This is a genomic window from Labrenzia sp. ATLA3 (genome assembly GCF_057180185.1).
Genome location: NZ_JBXUKV010000003.1, coordinates 376,226 through 398,021, shown reverse-complemented (window position 1 = coordinate 398,021; position 21,796 = coordinate 376,226). Strand labels below are relative to the sequence as shown.

General features: G+C 60.6%; 22 protein-coding genes. 8 read left to right on the top strand and 14 right to left on the bottom strand.

Annotation, left to right across the window (positions count from 1 at the left end):
• Nucleotides 1-53: 53 nt before the first annotated feature.
• The 4 genes from AC2A6O_RS09765 (at nt 54) to AC2A6O_RS09750 (ending at nt 6,992) form a co-directional block, all read left to right on the top strand.
• Nucleotides 54-1,583, top strand: coding sequence for a di-heme oxidoreductase family protein (locus AC2A6O_RS09765; protein ID WP_498926640.1), 1,530 nt, complete (start codon nt 54-56; stop codon nt 1,581-1,583).
• A complete protein-coding gene (locus AC2A6O_RS09760) occupies nt 1,583-2,662 on the top strand; it encodes an imelysin family protein (RefSeq protein ID WP_498926639.1) in 1,080 nt (359 codons plus the stop codon). The genes AC2A6O_RS09765 and AC2A6O_RS09760 overlap by 1 nt, the downstream gene beginning before the upstream one ends.
• Nucleotides 2,643-3,794 (top strand): DUF1513 domain-containing protein, encoded by a 1,152-nt coding sequence (locus AC2A6O_RS09755; RefSeq protein WP_498926638.1) that lies wholly within the window; start codon nt 2,643-2,645, stop codon nt 3,792-3,794. The genes AC2A6O_RS09760 and AC2A6O_RS09755 overlap by 20 nt, the downstream gene beginning before the upstream one ends.
• 285 nt (nt 3,795-4,079) lie before the next feature.
• A complete protein-coding gene (locus AC2A6O_RS09750) occupies nt 4,080-6,992 on the top strand; it encodes an AsmA family protein (RefSeq protein ID WP_498926637.1) in 2,913 nt (970 codons plus the stop codon).
• A gap of 111 nt (nt 6,993-7,103) precedes the next feature.
• Here AC2A6O_RS09750 and AC2A6O_RS09745 read toward each other — a convergent pair whose 3' ends face one another.
• The 3 genes from AC2A6O_RS09745 to AC2A6O_RS09735 all read right to left on the bottom strand — a co-directional run bounded on the left by AC2A6O_RS09745 (nt 7,104) and on the right by AC2A6O_RS09735 (nt 9,163).
• On the bottom strand, nt 7,104-8,156 hold the full coding sequence (locus AC2A6O_RS09745) for an adenylate/guanylate cyclase domain-containing protein (protein ID WP_498926636.1): 1,053 nt from the start codon (nt 8,154-8,156) through the stop codon (nt 7,104-7,106).
• On the bottom strand, nt 8,153-8,521 hold the full coding sequence (locus AC2A6O_RS09740; RefSeq protein ID WP_498926635.1) for a group I truncated hemoglobin: 369 nt from the start codon (nt 8,519-8,521) through the stop codon (nt 8,153-8,155). Before AC2A6O_RS09740 ends, AC2A6O_RS09745 begins: the two co-directional genes overlap by 4 nt.
• A gap of 270 nt (nt 8,522-8,791) precedes the next feature.
• On the bottom strand, nt 8,792-9,163 hold the full coding sequence (locus AC2A6O_RS09735) for a VOC family protein (RefSeq protein WP_498926634.1): 372 nt from the start codon (nt 9,161-9,163) through the stop codon (nt 8,792-8,794).
• 46 nt (nt 9,164-9,209) lie between these two features.
• Here AC2A6O_RS09735 and AC2A6O_RS09730 point away from each other — a divergent pair, with 46 nt between their 5' ends.
• The gene (locus AC2A6O_RS09730) at nt 9,210-9,743 is read left to right on the top strand and encodes a winged helix-turn-helix transcriptional regulator (RefSeq protein ID WP_498926633.1); all 534 of its coding nucleotides are present in this window, start codon (nt 9,210-9,212) and stop codon (nt 9,741-9,743) included.
• Between the two features lie 220 nt (nt 9,744-9,963).
• A complete protein-coding gene (locus AC2A6O_RS09725; protein WP_148585686.1) occupies nt 9,964-10,314 on the top strand; it encodes a hypothetical protein in 351 nt (116 codons plus the stop codon).
• An 18-nt stretch (nt 10,315-10,332) separates the two neighbouring features.
• Here the strand turns inward: AC2A6O_RS09725 and phnN are convergent, their stop codons facing one another.
• The 9 genes from phnN to phnG form a co-directional block, all read right to left on the bottom strand.
• Nucleotides 10,333-10,890, bottom strand: a complete 558-nt coding sequence (gene phnN / locus AC2A6O_RS09720) for a phosphonate metabolism protein/1,5-bisphosphokinase (PRPP-forming) PhnN (protein ID WP_498926632.1) — start codon at nt 10,888-10,890, stop codon at nt 10,333-10,335.
• 13 nt (nt 10,891-10,903) lie between these two features.
• Complete coding sequence (locus AC2A6O_RS09715; protein WP_498926631.1) at nt 10,904-12,049, bottom strand: alpha-D-ribose 1-methylphosphonate 5-triphosphate diphosphatase; 1,146 nt, start codon at nt 12,047-12,049, stop codon at nt 10,904-10,906.
• Nucleotides 12,046-12,795: a DUF1045 domain-containing protein gene (locus AC2A6O_RS09710; protein WP_498926630.1), complete on the bottom strand. Its 750-nt coding sequence runs from the start codon at nt 12,793-12,795 to the stop codon at nt 12,046-12,048. Before AC2A6O_RS09710 ends, AC2A6O_RS09715 begins: the two co-directional genes overlap by 4 nt.
• 147 nt (nt 12,796-12,942) lie before the next feature.
• The gene (gene phnL, locus AC2A6O_RS09705) at nt 12,943-13,647 is read right to left on the bottom strand and encodes a phosphonate C-P lyase system protein PhnL (RefSeq protein WP_148585682.1); all 705 of its coding nucleotides are present in this window, start codon (nt 13,645-13,647) and stop codon (nt 12,943-12,945) included.
• 8 nt (nt 13,648-13,655) lie between these two features.
• Entirely contained in the window at nt 13,656-14,444 is a 789-nt protein-coding gene (gene phnK, locus AC2A6O_RS09700; protein WP_148585681.1) for a phosphonate C-P lyase system protein PhnK, read from the bottom strand.
• Nucleotides 14,441-15,370, bottom strand: coding sequence for an alpha-D-ribose 1-methylphosphonate 5-phosphate C-P-lyase PhnJ (locus AC2A6O_RS09695; RefSeq protein ID WP_055660043.1), 930 nt, complete (start codon nt 15,368-15,370; stop codon nt 14,441-14,443). The genes phnK and AC2A6O_RS09695 overlap by 4 nt, the downstream gene beginning before the upstream one ends.
• A complete protein-coding gene (locus AC2A6O_RS09690; protein ID WP_498926629.1) occupies nt 15,367-16,491 on the bottom strand; it encodes a carbon-phosphorus lyase complex subunit in 1,125 nt (374 codons plus the stop codon). Before AC2A6O_RS09690 ends, AC2A6O_RS09695 begins: the two co-directional genes overlap by 4 nt.
• Before the next feature lie 4 nt (nt 16,492-16,495).
• Nucleotides 16,496-17,122 carry a phosphonate C-P lyase system protein PhnH gene (gene phnH / locus AC2A6O_RS09685; RefSeq protein WP_498926628.1) on the bottom strand — a complete coding sequence of 209 codons (627 nt, stop codon included), beginning with the start codon at nt 17,120-17,122 and terminating at the stop codon, nt 16,496-16,498.
• Nucleotides 17,122-17,610 (bottom strand): phosphonate C-P lyase system protein PhnG, encoded by a 489-nt coding sequence (gene phnG / locus AC2A6O_RS09680; RefSeq protein WP_498926627.1) that lies wholly within the window; start codon nt 17,608-17,610, stop codon nt 17,122-17,124. Before phnG ends, phnH begins: the two co-directional genes overlap by 1 nt.
• 130 nt (nt 17,611-17,740) lie before the next feature.
• Here phnG and phnF point away from each other — a divergent pair, with 130 nt between their 5' ends.
• Entirely contained in the window at nt 17,741-18,481 is a 741-nt protein-coding gene (gene phnF / locus AC2A6O_RS09675; RefSeq protein WP_148585677.1) for a phosphonate metabolism transcriptional regulator PhnF, read from the top strand.
• A 122-nt stretch (nt 18,482-18,603) separates the two neighbouring features.
• On the opposite strand, the gene AC2A6O_RS09670 is transcribed toward phnF, so the two are convergent.
• On the bottom strand, nt 18,604-19,137 hold the full coding sequence (locus AC2A6O_RS09670; protein ID WP_498926626.1) for a hypothetical protein: 534 nt from the start codon (nt 19,135-19,137) through the stop codon (nt 18,604-18,606).
• Between the two features lie 548 nt (nt 19,138-19,685).
• The gene (locus AC2A6O_RS09665) at nt 19,686-20,597 is read right to left on the bottom strand and encodes a transglutaminase-like domain-containing protein (protein ID WP_498926625.1); all 912 of its coding nucleotides are present in this window, start codon (nt 20,595-20,597) and stop codon (nt 19,686-19,688) included.
• A 98-nt stretch (nt 20,598-20,695) separates the two neighbouring features.
• On the opposite strand from AC2A6O_RS09665, the gene AC2A6O_RS09660 reads away from it, so the two are divergent.
• Entirely contained in the window at nt 20,696-21,592 is an 897-nt protein-coding gene (locus tag AC2A6O_RS09660; protein WP_498926624.1) for a transglutaminase family protein, read from the top strand.
• The last annotated feature ends 204 nt before the right edge of the window (nt 21,593-21,796 follow it).

Sequence of the window (21,796 nt, the reverse complement as noted above, 5' to 3'; positions counted from 1 at the left end):
CCTGACAGCTTTTCTGCGAATTGGGGCTCGCGGATAAAAGTCAGGATGCGAATATGAGACTGTTCCCCAGACCGGGCGCCAAGGCAGGCGTCTTTTTGTGTTTCTGCCTCGTAGCAGGCACCGCCCTTGCAGACGATACGCTGTCTTACCGCGATGATTTATCGTCAAAAGACCGGCTCAAGGCCGCGAGCGTTCTGCAGCCTCCGGCCGACTTCGAAGCCGCGGAAAGCTTCGAGCTCATGCAAGGTGGGGCCGGAACGTCCCGAAAGCGGATCAACCGGGATGCCTATTCCCAGTCCAATGCGAATCTGACGTTCGAAGAACAGGCGACCTTCAAGGTGGGCAATGGCCTGTTCAGGAAACTCTGGGCCTCTTCCCCCTCGTCGACGCAGGCCTCTGATGGCCTTGGGCCGCTTTATAACGCGCGCTCGTGTCAGGGCTGTCATCTAAAGGACGGTCGGGGACGGCCGCCGTTGGACGGCGAAGACGCCGTTTCGCTGTTCCTGCGCCTGTCGATTCCGCCTCAAACCGACGAAGAGCGCCAGGCGCTGGCCGACAGGGACATCATGCTTGTTCCGGAACCGACCTATGGCGGCCAGTTCCAGACCTTTGCCGTGACGGGCCTTGCGGGTGAAGGGCGGTTCGATATCGACTTGGAAGAGATCGAGGTTCCAACGGCCGGTGGCGAAACGGCCGTGCTGCAAAAGCCTCTCTACAAGATCCGGGATCTTGGCTATGGCGACATGCATCCCGACACACTGATCTCGCCCCGGGTGGCGCCGCCCATGATCGGCCTCGGTCTCGTGCAGGCCATCCATCCCGGCGACATCGAAGCGCTTGCAGATCCGGACGATGCGGACGGCGACGGCATTTCCGGCAGGGTCAGCCGGGTGCGCGACCCTGAAACCGGCGCGCTGACACTTGGCCGTTTCGGCTGGAAGGCGTCCGAGCCTTCAATCCGTGCCCAGAGTGCGGCTGCATTTTCCGGAGACATCGGCATTTCCACGCCGGAGATGCCGGACAACTACGGCGACTGCACAGACGCACAGACCGCCTGCCGGGTCTTGCCGCATGGCGAACAGGCCAACCTCGGCGTTTCGGAAGCTCCTGATCCGGTGATGGATCTCGTCACCTTCTATTCTGAAAACCTGGCAGTGCCGATGCGCCGGGACGTGGATGATCCCGATGTGCTGAAGGGCAAGGAGATTTTCTACGCGGCCGGTTGTCCGGCCTGTCACCGGCCGAAGTTCGTCACCAGCCGGAAGGCGGAAAATCCCGCGCACCGGTTCCAGTTGATCTGGCCTTATTCTGATTTCCTGTTACATGACATGGGAGACGGCCTTGCCGACAACCGACCGGTGGGTGACGCCGGTGGCCAGGAGTGGCGTACGCCGCCGCTGTGGGGCATTGGCTTGACCGAGACGGTCAACAGTCATACGCGGTTCCTGCACGACGGTCGCGCACGGAACCTGCTGGAGGCAGTGCTTTGGCACGATGGCGAAGCCAGACAAGCGCGCGACGCGGTTGTTGCGCTTTCGCCTTCTGACCGGCAATCGCTGATACATTTTCTGGAGTCCCTTTGATGCGCCGTTTGCTATTCGCTGTCCTTGCCGTTGGTGCTGTCACCGTCCAGCCTGCGTTTGCCACGGACTATGAGCCGAAGCTCGACAATCTGATCGACACCTACATTCAGCCGCAAACCAGCGCCTTTGCAGAAACCACGGCAAAGCTTCCGGATGCGGTGCGTGCGGTCTGCTCCACTGGGGACGCGGCATCGGTCGAAACGTTCAAGACAGCGTATTCGGAGACGGTACGCGACTTCGCGCATGTGCACTTCTTGCGGTTTGGCCCGCTGCTCGACAACGATCGCCTCAGCCGGTTGGCCTTTCTACCGGATCCGCGCGGCATCACGCAGCGCCAGATCCGCAAGCTTCTGGCCTCCGAGGACAAGGACGCGCTGTCGGCGGACACCCTCAAGGACAAGAGCGTGGCAGTTCAGGGGCTGACGGCGCTGGAACTGCTGGCTTTCGACAAGAACAGCGCGGTTCGGCTGGGACAGGAGGGCAAGGACAAGGCCTTCACTTGCGGTTATGCGCTGGCGATTTCGGAAAACCTTGCCGCGATGGCTGCTGAAATCGCGGAAGGCTGGCAGGATCCGGACGGATACAGCGCGGTGCTCCTGACCGCTGAAGGCGGAAACGAACGGTTTCACACATCAAAGGAAGCGCTGGAAAGCGTGTTCAATGTGCTGGTCACGGGGTTGATCATTGCCCGCGACCAGGACGTTCTTCCGGCACTTGGAACAGGCAAGGACAAGGCCAAGGCGACGCGGTTTCCGTTTTCGCGCTCCGGCAACAGCGTGGTATACCTTGTCGGCGAACTGCGCGGCGTTCAGGAGGCTCTCGGTGCTCTGGATCTCATGGATCTGACCCCGAACGATTTCGTCTGGATCTATAATGCGGTCGATTTCGAGTTCGGCAACGCTGTCGGTCTTCTGGAAGCGCTGCAGCCCCCCTTGCGCCAGTCCTTCGAGGACGGCGACGCCTACGACAAGGTCGCCGTTGTGGCGATCACGTTGAAATCGCTTCGCGACACGATTGCTCTTGAACTGGCCGGTGCTCTGGAACTGGCGGGAGGCTTCAATGCGCTCGATGGTGACTAAACCTCTTTCCCGGCGCGGGTTTCTGGCCGCGCTCGGCGGTCTTGCCACCTTGCCGGCCTTCTCCGGGTCGACGCTGGCGGAAAGCCTGTTGAGCCGGCAGGCGTTGGAAGACGTGCCGCTGTTCGTGAGCGCCTACAAGCTTGAAAACGGTGACTACGGTGTCGGTGTCGTGGATGATCTGGGGCAGGTTCTGGCCAGGATCTCGCTGCCGGGGCGCGGCCATGGTGTCGCGATTTCACCCGACAGAACGCGGTTTGTGGCCTTCGCCCGCCGACCTGGCACATTCGCGGTCGTGGTACGGCCGTTTCAGGATGTCGAGCCGGAGGTTCTGACAGCGGAGCCGGGCCGCCATTATTACGGTCATGGCTGTTTTTCGGCCGATGGCAAATTGCTGTATGCAGTCGAAAACGACTACGCCGCAGCGCGCGGTGTGCTGGGCGTCTACGACATGAGCGGCCGTCGGGTGCAGCGTATCGGCGAGATCGAGACCCACGGCATCGGGCCGCATGATCTTCTGCTGGCCCCGGACGGACGGACGCTGGTTGTCGCCAATGGCGGCATCATGACCCATCCGGACAAGGGCCGCGAAAAGCTCAATCTCGACACGATGGCGCCAACGGTAGCGTTTCTGGACAGCGAAACCGGCGACGTTCACACAAGCCACGCTCTGGACGCCTCCCTGCACCAGTTGTCGCTTCGGCACATGGCATTGGATGGGCAAGGGCGCGCATGGGTTGGCGGTCAGTTTCAAGGTCCGGAGACGGACCTGCCGCCGCTGGTTGGCGTGTTTTCTCGCGACGAGGCGCCTCTTCTGACGGAAATTCCGACCGGTATTGCCTCCGGCCTGCAGAATTACATTGGCTCAGTTACCGCCAACGCAAGCGGAGACGTGATTGCCACGTCCGCTCCAAGGGGTGGTCAGACGTTGTTCTGGAAAGCCGATACGGGTGCGTTCCTGGGGGCAGAAGCGATTGCGGACGGATGCGGCGTAGCGCCGATCGATCAGGGCAGCTTCCTGATATCCGATGGCAACGGAGCGCTGTCTCTTGTGGGCGATCCCACGCAGCCAGCCGAAATTCTGGCTCGTCCGCCGGGGATTTCCTGGGACAATCACATGTTTGCCCTGTCCTGAAGCCGAGCGAGCCGGTCAATCGGCCCTTGGTTGACTGCTGGTTTGTTTTTACTGCCAGGAGTGCTGGATGACCCTAATTCGGCAGGCTTCCTGCTTTTGTCAAAATCTGCAGGCACATTGCCTTCGTCCGCATGCCGGTTCGGGGCCGGGGTGCGGCGCGGTGGATCGATTTGCCGGTAATTGAGCGTTCTTACTTCTTTCCTGCGAAAGCTATTGCTTCTGCTTGGGGACGTTCCGGCTCGATTGGTCTACATTGAGGACCGATTCGCGACGGGGAGAGACTAAATGCGTCGGCTTTTGATCGGACTGGGCAGTTTGCTGTTCATGCTGGCAACCATCGTTCTGGTGGTGCCACTGTTCCTGCCCAAGGACGAAATCAAGCGTCAGGTGGTGGAACAGGTGGACAAGCGCTTTGGCTGGCGCGTGCGCCTGGACGGGCCTGTGTCCCTGTCGCTTTTTCCGGGGTTTTCCCTGGTTGCCGAAGATATCGGACTGTCCGGTGAAGCCGGGGCAGACGGGATCGAATTTGCCAAGGCCGAGCGCGTTGAATTCGGTCTGGCCTGGGGCGGTCTCATTTCCGGCAATATCCAGGTGACCGGAATTGCCCTGGACAAGCCGGACATCTATCTGGAAATCGGCCCGAACGGCACCACGAGCTGGGAACCGCGCCGCGACATCAGCGACATTGGCGACTTGATCGAGGCGGAAACAGGCGACGCCGAAACCGCTGCGGTGGTGGAAAGCGCGCCAGCGCCTGCTTCCGAGGCGGGCGCGGAAGAAACGGCTGCAGGTTCAGACGGTTACCTGAAGAGCATCGGTGTCGACAGCCTGCAGATCACCGGCGGTACGGTGACCTACAAGGCGCCCGACGCAGCGGAGCCGGTTCGTATCTCCAACCTTGATCTCAGTTTGCAGGCGCCCAGCCTGTCGGGCGAAGTCGATCTCACATCCACGTTCACCTTCCGCGAAATGCCGGTCACCGTCGACGGGTCTCTCACGAATCCGCTCGGCCTCATGGGCGGCGAGCAGGTTCCGGTAGACCTGAAGATTTCCAGTGGTGAGAACAGTCTTTCCGTCACCGGCCAGTCCGGTCTGGATCCGGTGCGTGCCGACCTGGCTCTTTCTGCCGCCGGGCCTTCCCTAAAGGCGCTTGCCGCGTTGGCCGGTCAGGATCTGGCAGCCGATCCGGGGGCATTTGCCGTGTCGGCCAAGGTTGCTGGCACCGAAGCCATGCTGTCGCTGGCCGATCTCGACATCACGCTTGGCCAGCTTTCTCTTGGCGGTGCGGCGGATGCGGATTTGTCCGGGAGCGTTCCTGAAGTCTCCGGCCGGCTGGTGCTGAAAGATGGCTCGATTGCCGATCTCCTGCAGCTTGCGGGCCAGGATCTGCCGGCCAGTGGCAAGCTCAGCGTGGATCTGGCGTTCGAAACCGCCGGTTCGACGGGTGAGGAGTTGCTTGCCGGGCTTGATATCAACGGCGGCGTGCGCATCGCCGAGGGCGAAGTCGGCGGCCTGGGTCTCGCGTCGGCTGTTGGCGGCGATCCGGAAGCTGACCGTGTGACGAACCTTGCCCTGGATATCGATCTTCAGGGCCTGGAAAAACCTGTTTCGCTCAGCGGCGCCCTGTCCTGGCGGGGCGAAGCCTTCAGCGTAACCGGCGAAGGCGACACTGCCCGCCTGTTGGCGGGGGAAGCCGCACCGGTTTCGGTGACGGTGAAAGGCAATCGCGTCAGCGCAGGCTTCAATGGCAGAGCTTCGCGAGACGGTGCGCTTGATGGTGCGGTCAGTGTCGATACGGCGGACCTGCGGGGCCTCATGGCATGGCTGGGCAAGCCGCTCGGCAACGGCGGCGGTCTCAAGCGGTTCAAGGCGTCGGGCATATTCGGTGTTGCCGGCGAGACGATCTCTTTCGAGGAAACCCGCTTCACGCTGGACGATACGTCAGGTGAAGCCAACGGGCGCATCGTTCTCGGCAACAAGCCAAACGTCACGGCGCAACTGGACCTGCGTGAACTTGTGCTCGATCCCTATCTCGGAGGCGCATCGAAATCCGGCAGCGGCGGCGGAAATGGTTCCGGGAAGGCGTCCGGAAATTCCTCGAGCGGTGGTGGTAGCGGCAAGCGCGGCGGAGCAGGCGGCTGGAGCACGGAGCCGATCGATTTCTCCGGCCTCAATGCTATCGATGCCGATTTCAAGCTGACGACAAAGGAAATCCGCTGGGACAAGATCAAGATTGACCAGAGTGCCCTGTCGACCACCATCAAGAACGGTGTGCTGACAGCAAACCTGGAAAAACTGGCCCTTTATGGAGGCACCGGCACAGGTACGGTTACGCTCAATGGGGCCTCCGCCACGCCGGCCGTTGCCGCGAAGTTCGCGCTCGCCAACCTCAATGCCTATCCGTTGCTGCGCGATGCTGCCGACTTCAACTGGATCGAGGGCAAGACCACCATCAACCTCAATGTCACGTCCAAGGGTGGCAGCGAACAGGCGCTGGTTCAGGCCTTGAACGGAACGGCCGACTACAAGTTCATGGACGGTGCGATCAAGGGCATCAACGTGCCGAAGATGGTGCGTGGTCTGTCGGTGGAAACCCTGCTCGGCTGGCAGGCCAACCCGTCGGCCAAGACCGACTTCAGCTCGCTCGGCTCGACCTTCGAGATCCAGAACGGCATCGCCAAGACGAATGATCTGTCCCTGGTCGGTCCCCTGGTGCGCATGACCGGCAAGGGCACAACGGACATGCCGGCGCAGCGCCTTTCCTGGCGTGTGGAGCCGAAAATCGTGCCGACGCTTGAAGGTCAGGCCCCGCAGCCGCGCCGGAAGGGCGAGGACAAGAAACTGGCCGGTCTCGGTGTGCCGATCGTGATCGAAGGTGCCTGGAACGATCCGCGTATCTATCCGGACATCAAGGGCATTCTGGAAAATCCGGAAGCGGCCTACAAGCAACTGCAGCAGACCGGCGGCGAGCTGATCTCCATTCTGCAGGGCAAGAAGGAACCGTCTCAGGAACTGGTCGACCAGGCCAACAAGGTCATCAACAAGGCGACCGGCGGCAAGACCCAGATCGACGTTCAGAAGGTTCTCGAAGGCGATGTCGACGATGAGGAAGTTCTGAAGGCGGTTGAAGAAGGCTTCGGCCTGCCTTCCGGCCTTCTGGGCAACGTGTTCGGCAACAAGAAGAAAAAGAAAAACTGACGGCATGACACGGCGAAGGTGCCGCATCTCGGTGCGGCACCGCGTCATTTTCCGTCGGATTCAAGTGGTGTGTTTGGGTGCCGAATTTGCTACGGCACCGGGCTTGTGTGTTCAGAACTGTCTCACCCGGTGCGCCAGTTCGACACCAGGGTTGACCCGCATCAGCCGCATCTCTCCGAAGCTGCGGATATCGCGTTTGCCAAGGTCTTCCAGGTGAAATTCATCCACCAGAAACTCCTTCATGGCATCGGGCGCCACGACGCACATCGGATTGGCAAATTCCTGCAAGCGCGCGGCCAGGTTCACCGCTGAACCGAAGACGTCATAGACATATTTCTGGATCCCGACGACCGAACCGACGGCTGCTCCCGTGCCCAGTCCGACGCGCGCCTTCCACTTGTGCTGATGGCTCTGGTTTCTGCGTTCCAGGTAGCGAATGAAGCGGACGGCGCAATTGGCCACCGCACGCATGTGGTCCGGTGAAGGTTCGGGCATGCCCGCAACAGCGAGATAGGCATCGCCGATGGTCTTGATGCGCTCGCAACCGAATTGCTCTGCAATACGGTCGAAAGCAGTGAAGATGTCGTTCAACTCCCCGAGCGTTACCGTGGGGTCGTGTTCTGACGAGAATTTGGTGAAGCCCACGAAGTCGAGCATGACCACGGATACGCTTTCATAAAGCTGTGGCGTGACGACGCCGAAGGTCTTGAACTCCTCATAGACCGAGCGCGGCATAAGGTTGAGGAGCAGGCGTTCAACACGTTCCTTTTCCCGCTCCAGTTCCCGCGTATTCCGCTCGACCATGGAAGAATAACTGTCGATCATCGACTCCAGTTCGCGGATCCGCGTGATGTTCTGACACTCCACGACAAGGAAGTCCTGCTCCTCGGCCGGGGAGACCGTCAAGGCGATGACCAGCGTCCGGCGCTTCAGCTTGACGGACACCTCGCCGGTAAAGCGGCCCTGGTCTTCTATTTCCGCGCGGAGCTGTTCGACATCAATGTCCGGCAGTAGATCGGCCAGTGTGGTGGCGGCTTCCGACTTGCCGAACCAATCACCAAACGGACCGTTCTGAAACAGGATCTGAAGATCCTTGCTGTTGACGACGGCGATGCCAACCCCGATCGCGCGCAACAGTTGCTGGTTGATCGCGGTGATGCTCATGTTGCACCGGGCGAAAGGATGGCAGCCCGGCGTGCCTGGATTTCCGACATTACGGACTGTATGTCGCCCGGATCTAATTTGTGCTCCACCAATGTCTCGTGCAGGAGGCGCGCAACCTGGTCGAAATCCTCGTTTGTCAGATCAAGGGATGCATGGGTTCGTCTCAGCCGCTCTTCCGAATAGGAAACCGGGCCGCCCATCAGGTAGGAGATGAATTTCGTCTGATGATCAATCAGGCGCGTCATGTCGACGTCGTCGAAAAAGTCTCCAATTTCATCGGAGTCGAGAACCTTGTCGTAAAAAGTCATTACGATACGGCTCACCGAGCTGAAGCCGCCGTATTTTTCAAACAATGACGCAGGCATGCCGCAGAACTCTATTTTCAAAATGAGATCAAGAATAAGAGAGTAGTCGACTATTCTGCCAATGCAAAGATTTTGTGCTTTCTATTCCTCTGGGTCACATAATCAGGTTTTCTCTGCGGGTCTCTCGCGCCTTCCGGTGGTCAGTTAATCGCCGAGTTGGGGCACGTCGGGGTGTTCGTGTGTTTCACTTCAGGCGCGCGCAAGGATTGGCGTTGGCGCGGCAACAGAGTGTCGCCGCACCTTCCGGGATATCCTCTCTTTTGAAACCCGCTATTTGGACAGGTCCTGGGCCAGCATGAGGGCGTTGCCGTCCGGATCGTAGAAGGTTGCCGTGCTGACCATGCCTTCGATGGTTTCTGTCGGTCCGTCAAATTTGACGCCCGCCTTTTCCAGCGCGCCGCGGGCAACCGCGATATCGGCCACACCGAACACGGGAACCGTGTTTCCCGGAGAGGGTTCGGACTGTTCACCCAGCCCCAGGGTCACGCCTTCGGTCAAGGTTTTCAACTCGCTCCAGCCAGCGTCGTCCATATGATAGAGCAGCTCGAACCCGAGCTTTTCCGCATACCAGTCGGCACTTGCATGCCTGTCGCGAACCGAGAGGGCGAGGGTGATCGTGTTATCCAGTGAAACGACAGGCATGAGACTTCCTTATGTAGCAAAAATATAGTAACTATAAAAAATGGATATGCAGCTTCTTGTCAACCTCACATCCAAGGCCTGGTCCCTGAAAATTCTGGCTCAGCTGCATGCAGGCCTTCCCGGCCGCCAGGCTCCGTTGATTGCGGCAACGGGGGCAAGCCGCAGTTCGTTTGCGGCAAGCCTGGAACACCTGATCCAGCTCGGGTTGCTGGAGCGAAACCCCGGCCACGGCCATCCCTTGCGACCGGAGTTTCGGTTGACGGACACAGGCAAGGCCGCCGCCGCCGTGGCGAGCCGGATCGAGGAGATCGTTCCCAACGAAGACGCTTTTGCCGTCTTGAGGCGCAGCTGGACAGTACCGATCCTGGCTGTAACCGGGACCCCGAGCCGGTTTACGGCAATCAAGTCCGGTCTCGGACCGGTCACGGATCGGGCGTTGTCGAAGTCCCTTGGTGTTCTGGAAGATCAGGAGTGGTTGAGGCGGGACATTGACCTGTCACAGCGCACGCCCTTCCCGATTTATCGTGCCGTGAATGCAGGCTTGCAAATCAATCAGGCGATCTCCGCAGGCGTTCGCTGAGCAGAAATTGAAGCAAAGTTCCGCCCTGCGGTTGGATTGTCTGGTCTGGAGGCAGTTTTTTCCCCTGCGTCGTCCACCGCGCAACTGCCTGTTTGAAATAGTGAATTTCAAAATCAAGGAATCTGGGCGTGTGGCAAGGCCTCATGACTCTTCTGGTTCATTGCAGTTTCAGGGTTTGGCGCTACGCTTGAAAAGTCGTGGTGAATCTTGCGAGGCAAGTATGTCCCGGTCAGACGAAGAGAAATGCGGTCGCCTGATGCGCACCGCCTGCGCGAATGTCATCGGATTCTGGCAGCTTTTGCAGGAGCCGGACGTTCTCAAGATCGATCATGTCAAACGCCTGCAGTATCGGGCCTACATGATCGGTTCCGCCCTCCATCTGGCAGATCTGGTCGTCAGGCATGAACATGCCCTGATCCATCTCCGGAAGTTGGCCTGGGAGCCAGAACTGGGCGAAGAAGCAAGAAAGTTCCGTACCATGGTTCACGCATTCCGCGGTGACCATCTGGAGGCTGTTGATGCCAAGGCCCTGGTTTTCAGCCAGGCCGTCCAGAGCGCCTTCGCGGACTAGGTGCAGGTACGGAAACGGTCAAAGACCGAGCGCGGCGACCATCCTGTCGACCGCCCCTTCCACCGTGCCTGTGTTCTCGATGCGGATCAGGTTGGCGACGTTTTCCGGCTCCAGGTCGGCGCGGCGCAAGCGTTCCTCTATTTCCTGCCTGCTTTCACGGCCGCGTGCGGCAAGGCGTTCGGCCAGAATTTCGACCGGTGCAGTGATCAGCAGAACGCTGGCGTTGCGATACTTGTCTTCTGCCTGTTTCAGCACCTTGCGTGAGCCATTGGCAATTACGGTTTCGCCGGCTTCGATCGCCTGGTCGTAGCTTTGTGGGATGACGTAGCCGAGCCCATGGGCTTCCCAGCACAGGGCAACATTGCCGGCATCTCTAAGCTGGTCGAACTCGGCGCGCGAAAGCGTGTCGTGATCCTCGGCCTCTGCATCGGCTTTGCGGGTGATTGCGCGCCGGGCGAAGCTGACGTCCGTCCGGCCCGCAAGGCGGGCCTTGAGCGCAGCCATCAATGTGTCCTTGCCGGCCCCGCTCGGGCCGACCACAAGTACCATGCGGCCCGGGCCGAGTTTTTCTGTCATGGCGGAAGCAGCCTCAGGCAACCCGTTTGCCCTCGCGCCAGACACCGCGCACGATCGGAATGTCGCCAACCATCTTCACCTGAATGAGATCCGCCCTGAGGCCGGGTTCCAGAATGCCGCGGTCTTTCAGGCCGATGGCTCTTGCAGGCGTTGCCGTGACCATTGCGACGGACTGCGGCAGGGAAATCGCCTCGACTTCCGCAGAAAGCTGGAACGCGGCCTGCAGCAGTGAAATCGGCACATAGTCGGAGGAAAGCACATCCAGAACACCAGCCTCGGCAAGTTCCTTCGCCGAGATGTTGCCCGAATGGGAGCCGCCCCGAACAACGTTCGGCGCCCCCATCAAAACGGCCATGCCTGCCTCGTGTGATGCCCTGGCCGCTTCCAGAGTGGTCGGGAACTCGGCGATTTTCGTCTGCAGCGACAGCGCTTCGTCCACGTGCGCCACGGTGGCATCGTCGTGGCTGGCGATGGCGATGCCGCGTGCCTGAGCGATTTCTGACAGACGTTTGCGGTTTTCAGGGGCCAGACTGCTGGCGCGGGCCTGGCGCTTGCGGATGAACTCGTCCATCTGGGCGTCGGTGAACCCCTTCTTGCCCTGATAGTAGATCTTGTAGGCATCCATCGACACGAACTGGCGCTGGCCGGGGGTGTGGTCCATCAGCGAGATCAGGCGGATGCTGTCGTCATCCTCAAAAACCTTGAAGGCGTCGAGCACGTCGGGTGCGGACACTTCGCAGCGCAGGTGGATGAAATGATCGGCGCGCAGGCGGTTTTCCCGCTGGCCGGTTTCAATGGCATCGGCAAGTGCGCGCATGTCCGCATAGCCGAGGTCCGCATCTTCATCCATGCCGACGCGCAGCGCATCGAACACCGTGGTGATGCCGGAGCAGGCGATCTGCGCATCGTGGGCCTGTACGGAAGACACCGGGTTCCAGCGGACTTTCGGACGCGGAGCATAGTGGGTTTCCAGATGGTCGGTATGCAGTTCGACCAGACCGGGCAGCAGGAAATCTCCTTCGCAGTCATGGCCGTCGACGTCGGTCGGCGACCCGATGCCGGAAATCAGACCGGTATCATCGACTGTCAGGGAACCGTCGAACACTTCGTCTGCGAGAACCAGACTGGCGTTCCTGAAGACTTTGGGGTGCTTGCTCATGCAGTTTCCTCTTGGGCGCGGTGCCCGCTCTGGCTGAGCGCATCGGCAGGGGCGGTGTTGCCGGTCAGCTCAAAAACCGTGTGAACCTCGAACGGCGCGCCGCGCTCGGCTTCGGTGTAAAGCGCAAAGTGGCGGCACAGCCGCTTTCTGCCGGTAACGTCCGAAAAGTGATGCCGGGCTGCATTTGTCAGCCGGTCCATGTCGGTATCGTCTTCCAGCTTGTTGGACAGCGTCAGATGAAAACGGAACTCGTCGAAGATATAGGGATAGCCCCATCTGACGAGGTAAGTGTCGTGCTTTTCCGACAGTCCGCTCTTGCGGCGGCGCTCCAGATCCGCCTCCGAAAGTGGCGCGCGGAAGGGCTCGAAGTGGCGCACGCACAGGCTGGCGAAGGCGCGCAGGGCCGGCTCTTCCGCCTCGGGGGTGAGTGCCAGAAAACGGCCAAGCCTGTTCACGCCGAGCGCTTCTATCTCGTAAGGCGCGATTTCCGCCGCAAAGGCTGCGCAGGCTTCCACCAGCTCCGCCTCGGTCTGATCGGCGGCAAGGGAAAACGGGGCTTTCAAGGTCCCGTGAAATCCATAGCGCCGGGGATCGGTCGTGAGCTCCTGAAAATGTGCCGGCGTCATGCCGGGCAGCTCCGGCTGCGGCAGGGCTGCATCGGTGAAGGGATCGCGCCCGAGCCAGGTGTTTCCAAGCTGCATCAGACGGTCGTCGGCATTGGCGGCGAAATAGAGGGCATAGCGCATGACGGAAATCGCAATTTTTGAAATGTGGTTCGGCCGGGAGGTGGCAGGGCCACGTCCTTCAACTTTCTGAAGGAGTGACCTAAAGACGGGCGGTGACTTTTCTGTGACAGTTTCCGCCCGTCTGCAAGCCTTTCCTCATCTTGCGCCTCAGGCGGCCGCTTCCGCGCTGAACCCGGTTACATCAATGATGCGGTCGGCGATCTGTTCCCGCACATCCTGATCGTGCAGGATGCCGACCATGGCAACGCCGTGTGTCTTCTTCTCTTCCACCAGGCGGACGACAACGGCCCGGTTGGCAGCATCGAGCGAGGCGGTCGGCTCGTCCAGCAGCAGGATCGGGTAATGGGCAATGAACCCCCTGGCGATGTTGACGCGTTGCTGTTCGCCACCGGAGAAGGTGGCTGGCGGCAGGGTCCACAGGCGCTCGGGCACATTCAACCGCGACAGCAGGGAGCGCGCCTTGTCGACGCCTTCTTCCTCGCTGGTGCCCTGGGCGATCAGCGGTTCTGCGACCACGTCTTCCGCCGACACGCGCGGGATGGTGCGCAGAAACTGGCTGACATAGCCGATCGTGTCTTCGCGCAGGCTCAGAACCTTGCGCGGTTCGGCTCCGGCGATGTTGACGATTTCGTCGCCGGCCGTCACCAGGATCTGGCCTTCGTCACAGCGATAGTTGCCGTAGATCATCTTGAGGATCGAGCTCTTGCCGGCACCCGAAGGCCCGCCAAGGACGACGCATTCCCCGGCATTGACGGAAAATTCGACTTTCTCGACCACGGGAATGACGGTTCCACCCTGCAGGTGCATGGTGAAGGACTTGCCGACATTGTTGAGATAGAGGCGTACGGGCATTTCGGTCCTCATACCTGGAGAATGGAAGAAACGAGCAGCTGGGTATAGGGCTCGCGCGGATCGTCGAGCACCTGGTCCGTCAGGCCGCTTTCGATGACATTGCCGTGGCGCATCACCATGATCCGGTGCGACAGCAACCGGGCCACGGCAAGATCGTGGGTGACGATGACCACCGATAGCCCGAGATCGGCCACCAGACGGCGCAGCAGATCCAGAAGGCGGGCCTGCACGGAGACATCCAGGCCGCCGGTCGGCTCGTCCATGAAGACCAGCCGCGGCCGGGTGACGAGGTTGCGGGCGATCTGCAGGCGCTGGCGCATGCCGCCGGAGAAGGAACGCGGATCGTCGTCGATACGGTCACTTTCGATTTCCACCCGTCCCAGCCAGTCGTCGGCCGTGGAGCGGATGTTGCCGTAGTGACGCTCACCAACCGCCATCAGCCGCTCGCCGACGTTGGCGCCTGCGGAAACATTCATGCGCAGGCCTTCGGCCGCGTTCTGGTGCACGAAGCCCCAATCGGTGCGCATCAGGAGGCGGCGTTCGGCCTCGGTCAGCTGGTAGAGATTGCGCATGGTGCCGTCACGCATGCGGTATTCGATGGCGCCGGCCGTTGGGGCAAGCCGTGTCGACAGGCAGTTGAGCAGCGTTGTCTTGCCGGAACCGCTTTCGCCGACGATGGCCAGCACTTCGCCGGGCCACAGATCGAAGGAGACATCGGCGCAGCCGATGCGGTCGCCATAATAGCGGGTGACGTTGTGAACCTGCAGCAGCGGGTCCGTGGACGGAAAGGCGTTCATCGGGCGGTCTCCTCTGCCTGGGTGGCGCCGAACTGATGTGCCGCAGGATCAGCCGCCATCGGGCCCAAGTGGCCGTCCGCGCGCCGTTCCTCGCAATAGTCGCTGTCGGAGCAGACGAACATGCGTCCGCCCTTGTCATCCAGGATGACCTCGTCCAGGTAGACATTCTCCGCGCCGCACAGGCCGCAGGGCTTGTCGAATTTCTGCACTTCGAACGGGTAATCCTCGAAGTCGAGGCTCTTCACCTTGGTGTAGGGCGGAATGGCGTAGATGCGTTTCTCGCGACCGGCGCCGTAAAGCTGCAGGGCTGCCATCTGGTCGATCTTCGGATTGTCGAATTTCGGCGTTGGCGAAGGGTCCATCACATAACGGTCGTTGACCTTTACCGGGTAGGCGTAGGTGGTGGCGATGTGGCCGTTCTTGGCGATGTCCTCGTAGAGCTTCACATGCATGAGGCCATAGTCCTCGAGCGCATGCATCTTCCGGGTCTCGGTTTCGCGTGGTTCCAGGAAGCGCAGGGGTTCGGGGATCGGGACCTGGAAGACAATGATCTGGTCTTCGCGCAAGGCCTTTTCCGGAATGCGGTGGCGGGTCTGGATGACGCTGGCCTCCGACGTCTCGTAGGTGGTGCGTACACCTGCGGTCTTTTCAAAGAAACCGCGCAGGGAGACGGCGTTTGTGGTGTCGTCGGACCCCTGGTCGATCATCTTCAGGCAATCGTCCTTGCCCAGGATTGCCGCCGTCACCTGCACCCCGCCGGTGCCCCAGCCATAAGGCATGGGCATTTCGCGAGAGGCGAAGGGCACCTGATAACCCGGAATGGCGATGCCCTTCAGGATTGCCCGGCGGATCATGCGCTTGGTCTGCTCGTCCAGATAGGCGAAGTTGTATTCGCCCTGTTCAAAAATCTGAGCCGTGTCGTTCATTCTGCGGCCTCCTGGGCAGTGCTGCCCTCTTCTTCTTCCTGGCGGCGTTTTTCGAACCACTCGCCACGCATGCGGCGCACGAGGTCCAGTTCGGCTTGGAAATCGACGTAGTGCGGCAGCTTCAGATGTTCGACGAAGCCGGTCGCCTGGATGTTGTCCGAATGGGACAGGACGAATTCCACGTCCTGGGCCGGGGCGGATGGTTCCTCGCCCAGCTCCTGCCAGCGCATGGAACGGTCGACCATGGCCATGGACATGGCCTTTCTCTCCACCTGACCGAAGACGAGACCGTAGCCGCGGGTGAAGGTTGGCGCCGTCTTGGCGGAGCCCTTGAACTGGTTGACCATCTGGCACTCTGTCACCTTGATGGTGCCAAGCGTGACGGCAAAGCCGAGCTCCTCGGCAAAGAACTCCACTTCAACTTCGCCGTAGCGGATCTCGCCGGCAAAGGGGTGTGTGCGGCCGTAGCCGCGCTGAGTGGAATAGGCCAGGGCCAGCAGGAAGCCTTCGTCGCCACGGGCAAGGTTCTGCAGGCGCAGGTCCCGGTCGGCGGGGAAGGACAGGGGTTCGCGGGTCAGGTCGCCGACCGGGGCGTCCTCGTCGGTCACCGGGTCCGGCTCCATCAGGCCTTCGTCGCCAAGCAGATCGGTGACGCGCGGCATGCTGTCGTCTTCAACGCGGGCGGTTTCGGCCGGCTTTTCAAGGCCGTCCTCTTCGGCGGCCAGCGCGAAGTCCAGCAGGCGGTGGCTGTAATCAAAGGTCGGGCCCAGCACCTGGCCGCCGGGCAGGTCCTTGTAGGTGGCCGAGACGCGCCGTTCCACCAGCATTTTCGCGGTGTCGATCGGCTGGCTGTAGCCGAAGCGCGGCAGGGTCGTGCGGTAGGCACGCATCAGGAAAGCGGCTTCGATCAGGTCACCGCGTGCCTGCTTGATGGCAAGCGCGGCCAATGTCTCGTCGTAGAGCGAGCCTTCGCCCATGACGCGGGCAACGGCATGGGAGAGCTGCTGAGCAATCTGCTCCAGTGTCAGCGAGGGAACGGATGTGTCGCCCCGGCGGCGCTTGGCCATGAGCTTGTGGGCGTTGCGAATGGCTTTTTCGCCACCCTTTACAGCTACATACATGGGGTCAGACCTCCGCTTTCAGGATGCGGGTGGAGCGGGGCAGGGCACACAGCGCGTCCTGACCGGCAAAGACCAGATCGATGCCCCGGGGAAACTGGCGGTTGTTGGTGATCACCTGATCCCAGAACACCGGCGGAACCGGGCCGGAGGCAAAGGAGACGGTGTCCTTGATGCCCGGGCCGCTGAATGTGACTGCCGGATGGGACCCGAAGTCCTGTCCGGTCAGGATCACCGTGGTCGAGCGGTCCGGATATTCTGCGGAGCCCTGGTTGAAACTTGCCAGCGGGATCATGCTCTCCGGGGTGCTGATCAGCGCGAAGGCCGCTTCCACCGGTTCGGTGATGATCGGGCAGCCGGTGTGGAAGCGCAGGAAGGTCTTTACTGCGTCCGAGGCCATCAGCGGTTTGTCGAGCCAGATCGGCGTGTCGTAGTCGAACAGGGTCAGGGCGATGGCGGCGGCCACCTGCGTCAGCGGTGCGGGCGGCTTCAGGTTGCCGGCGGAAATCGCCTGCCGGGTGCCCGGGCGGGCCATGGCGTTCATGATGGCGCGGAAGCAGCCCTGCGCATCGTGAACCGGATCCTGAAAACCCGCGGCCAGCGGGGCGGCGGCGGTTGCGTTGCTTGCGCTCATCAGTTGTCTCCCCGCACCATGGTGAAGAAGTTGACCTTGGTGGCCTCGGTTTCCTCGCGGACGGTTTCCTTCGCGCCTTGCTGGGCTTCGGCCAGCGGTGCGATGATGTCCGTCTCGATGCGGTCCTGCATCGCCGGGCGCTGCCACAAGGCGTCGATCACGGCGGACTGCAGCACCTTCCGCTTGTTGCGGCCAAGGCTGTAGGCGTTCCCGGTTTCACCGGTTTCTAGCCGGACCACACAGCGGGTGACGGTAACCTCACCCAGGTTGAACGGGCTGCCGGTTCCGCCCATGCGGCCACGCACCATCACCAGGCCCGTTTCGGGCTGGCGCACCAGTTCGTAGCTCTGGGGAGGAAGCGCATTGAATTTTTCCGCGACAGCTTCGGCGGAAGCGGCGGCCAACGTCGCGATGACTTTCTGGCGGGCGCCAACAGCGGCGTCTGCTTCGATGTTCGAGGAGAGGGGAGTGGAGGTGATATCTGTCATGAAGCGCCTTTTGGGTTGGGCGGTTCTTCGGAAAGTGTTCGAAAACACCCTTGTCCTAGATTCGATTTGTCTATTTGTCTAGACAAATAATCCGGTTGACTCTTTGGTACCGAAATTTGATGACGAGCGCATGACGACGAACAGCACTCTCGACCGCAGCGCCGGAATTGCGGTGTGGCGCCAGATCATGGAAACGCTGAAGGCGGAAATCGTGAGCGGTGCCTTTGAAAAAGGCAGCCGCCTGCCGCCGGAATCCGAACTGGCGGCCCGGTTCGGCGTCAACCGCCACACGGTGCGCCGGGCCATCGCCGCGCTGACGTCGGACGGCATTCTGCGGGCCGACCAGGGCCGGGGCACATTTGTCGCCTCAGCCCCGCTCAGCTACCCCATCGGACCGCGCACACGCTTTTCGGAAATCGTTTCGGGCCAGCTCCGGGCCCCGTCCGGTCGGTTGATCGGCTCGGCTGTCGAGGAAGCCGATGCGCTTCTGTCGCATCAGCTTGGTGTGCCGCTCGGCACGGTGCTTATTCGTGTGGAAACCCTGCGCGTTGCCGACGGCGTGCCGATGATCGTGGCGACAAGCTGGTTCGAACAGGCCCGCGTGCCCAACTTCGTTGCCGACTATGCCGAGACAGGGTCGATCACCACAGCCCTGAACCGGGCTGGAATCTCCGATTACCGCCGCAAGGAAACGCGGATTACCGCCGAACTGGTGGAAACCCGGGATGCCCAACAGCTCGGTCTGGCGCTGGGCCAGCCGGTGATGGTGGTGGAAAGCGTCAATCTGGATATGGCTGGCAAGCCCCTTCAATGCACCCGGGCCCGCGTCGCCGCGGACCGCATGCAGCTTGTTGTCAGCGGTGACACCTGACGGAAGTTGGTGCCTGCGCCTTAAGCGCCAAGCCAGTGCCATTCTTCGGCCGGCAAACCCCGGAACCTATGCCCGGGGCCGCAGGGATCAAATCTTTTTGCGTGTCGCCGAAAAGGCTTTTATCAGGACTCCGGAAGATTGGCCGGGTCGAAGTCGCACATCTCGGCCGCCTTGGCCAGGCTCTCGCTGAAGCCAACCGGTGAGAAGCGGCCATAAAGCCACGTTTCGCCCAGGCTCTCCCGCTCCACGGAAATGTCGACCTGCGACTTGGCGCTGGCCACCGCTGCTGCCATTTCCTTCACGAACCCGGATGTCATCGAAATCTTGTTTGGGGCCTGCATGCCGACGGGGAACATCTCTTCCCCCAGCCAGATGTCTTCCCCGTCAATGGTGATTTCTACCAGATCTGTCTCGGCCCAGGGATCTTCCTCGTTTTCGGAATAAGGCGCATATTCGTAAGTGAAGTCAGCGCTGTAGCCTTTGACGTCGAAGCTGAACTGCAGCGAGCCGGAGGTGTCGCGCGCGGGCGCATTGTTATAGACAAGGCAGGTCCCGCCGATCCTGGCTGCTTCCCAGTCACCACTGGCAAATGGGGCGGCGGCAACGCCAGTTGCCGGCAGCAGGGCCAGCACCGAGACAAAAGCTCTCAATTTCATTCCAAAGTCCCTCAAGAACATATTGATGTGCGGACACATGCGTCCGGCTGCCCCGCAGACTGTGCAAGGGCTTGAAACTCAATCGTTTCCGGCAAAGTCATACAAGCTCTTCGTTGACTGAATGCGAATAATCTCAAGAAAAAGGCCGGTAAAGGTCGTGATCAGCTTCCAGTAGAGCTTGTCGTCGCGTGATCAGTCACTCTGCGCGCGGTCAAGATCTTGGGTTCCTCTCCACGGGACTGACTTGACTTGTGGTGCTGTTTCGAAGCGGAAGCTTTCGTTTTTCGTATCGAGGGTACGGCAATCGTGGTGAGCCGGCCGAGAACGGCGGCGCGAAGCTCCCGAAGGTCAAACCCGGTCACCTGAGCATGAGACCAACAGGAGCGTTCACGGACGGTCGCCCAGATCTGGTTGTTTTTGAGTGTCTTCTTAATGCTGCTCCATCCACGGAACACGTCAGTCGTGCGCGTCGAACGAAAGTCCAAACCGCACAGCAACGCCCAAACCTTCTTGTTTCATCAAGTCAGGTATCTGAATTGCCGAAGGGGTCAGATTCCCGTCTGCAATAGGATTGCGTCCTGCTGACTTCCCAATCCACGTTGTTGGGGGTGCGGTCTGGTTTCAAGCGACTGGCGCAAGGCCTCATCGTCTTCCGTGTCGGCCAACTCCAGGCTCCAGACACGGAAACTGGTGAGCTCGTAGGCGCCGAAAGACGTCACCATGGCGACGTCGGCCGCATCGTGCCCCCTGACCATCAGAACACGTCCGACCCTTGGTACGTTGTAGCGCGCGTCGAATGTGTACCATCTGCCGTCCAGATAAACTTCAAACCAGGCGCAGAAATCGTCGAAACCCGTGTCGGCGACACCGATGTCTCCCAGATAACCGCTGGTATAGCGGGCCGGTATGCCCATCGCTCGGCATAGGCTTATCGCCAGTTGGGCAAAATCCCGGCAAACACCGGTCTTTTCCTTCAGGACGTTTGCCGCAGTTTTGTCCGGCCGGCCGAAGTTGTAGCCGAACGTGACCTGACTGTGAACGAAGTCGCAGATCGCCTGAACTCTTGACCATCCCTCTTTCGTCTGCCCGAATGTTTTCCAGGCAAATTCCCCCATCAGATCAGAGTCGCAGTAGCGGCTTGCGAAAAGATAGGTCAACGTTTCGTTGGGCAGATCCTGCAGAGGGATTTGCGATGCTGCGGGATGGACTTCGTCTGGCTGGCCGTCCACTTCCACGATGCAGTCGGACCAGAACGTGGACACGCCTGTAGGAGCGATTACCCGGGTGATGCGATTGCCATAACCGTCCGTGTATTCCCGGATATTGGGGATGCTTATATTTCGGACATGATCGGAGCCGATCACTCTGCCGGCAAAATCGCTGTGCACACTCAAGGCCAGAAGCATCGGGACAGGCTCGGGGCATGTGACGGTAATCTCAAATCCTATTCGGATGAGCATGTCGATCTTCCTTGTGCATGAGCTAAATAGGGTCCAGGCTGCAGCGCTTTCCGAGCCAAGGACAACCAACAACGGCATGCGGGGGCGACAAGGTTCCGATGACAACCGCTATTCGTATCCTCCACACTACACGATATCGCTACAGCCGGCCGGTAAAGTTTGGAGCTCACCGGCTTTTGCTGCGCCCCAGAGACGGTCACGATTTGCGGCTGCTCTCATCTGCAATTGCCATTTCTCCCGAACCGCGGCTGAGTTGGCACTTCGACACGTTCGGCAATTCGGTTGCGAACGCGGAGTTTTCCGAGGCCTCGAATGTGCTCGAGTTTCGAAGCGAACTGCTGATCAGGCGGTTTTCCCACGATGATTTCATCGTTTCTCCGGAGCGGGGCAGAAGCGCTTATCCCTTCACGTATCCAGAGGAAGATCTTATCGACCTTGCGCCATTCATATCGCTTGAAAACCCGGAAGAAGGCGAGGCAATTGATGCCTGGCTGGCGGCAGTGATCGGTCCTGGCCCAGATGAGGTTCTCGCTTTCCTGCGGCTGTTGTCCGAGACGGTCAACGACAAGCTGACCTATATCCGGCGGGAGCGAAGCGGCACGCAGAGTGCCGCGACAACTCTGAAAAAAGGAACCGGCAGTTGCCGGGATTTTGCTTTCCTGTTCATGGAAGCCGCGCGCCGCTCCGGGTTCGCAACCCGTTTTGTCACGGGATATCTGAACGATGTCGCCGATGACGGACACATGCACTCCGGTGGCGGAGCGACCCATGCGTGGGCGGAAGTCTATTTGCCAGGCGAAGGCTGGGTGGAGTTCGATCCGACAAATCGCATCATCGGAAGTCCCAATCTCATTCGGGTTGCCGTGACCCGGACGCCCCGCCAGGCGATCCCCATCAGCGGAACATACGATCCGCGCTCCGGAGCGGAGTTTTTGGGAATGGATGTTGAGGTGAAGACCAGTATCGAGCCCTACGACCCGGGGAGTTCCGCTTAGGGCCAAGCTTGCGCAGGACAATTGGGGTGGCACTTATCAGCCCTGGCCGTTGTCTTGCCGGGCTTTGGCTCATCTCCCCTTTATAGGTAATGGCCTGAACAAGCTGAACTTTGCCTTCGCGTTGCCTTCACCCCGCCAGCACGCCTCCAACGGCAATCGTCGTTGATCAAAAATAGCCCTCAACCGACACGTAGATGATCATCG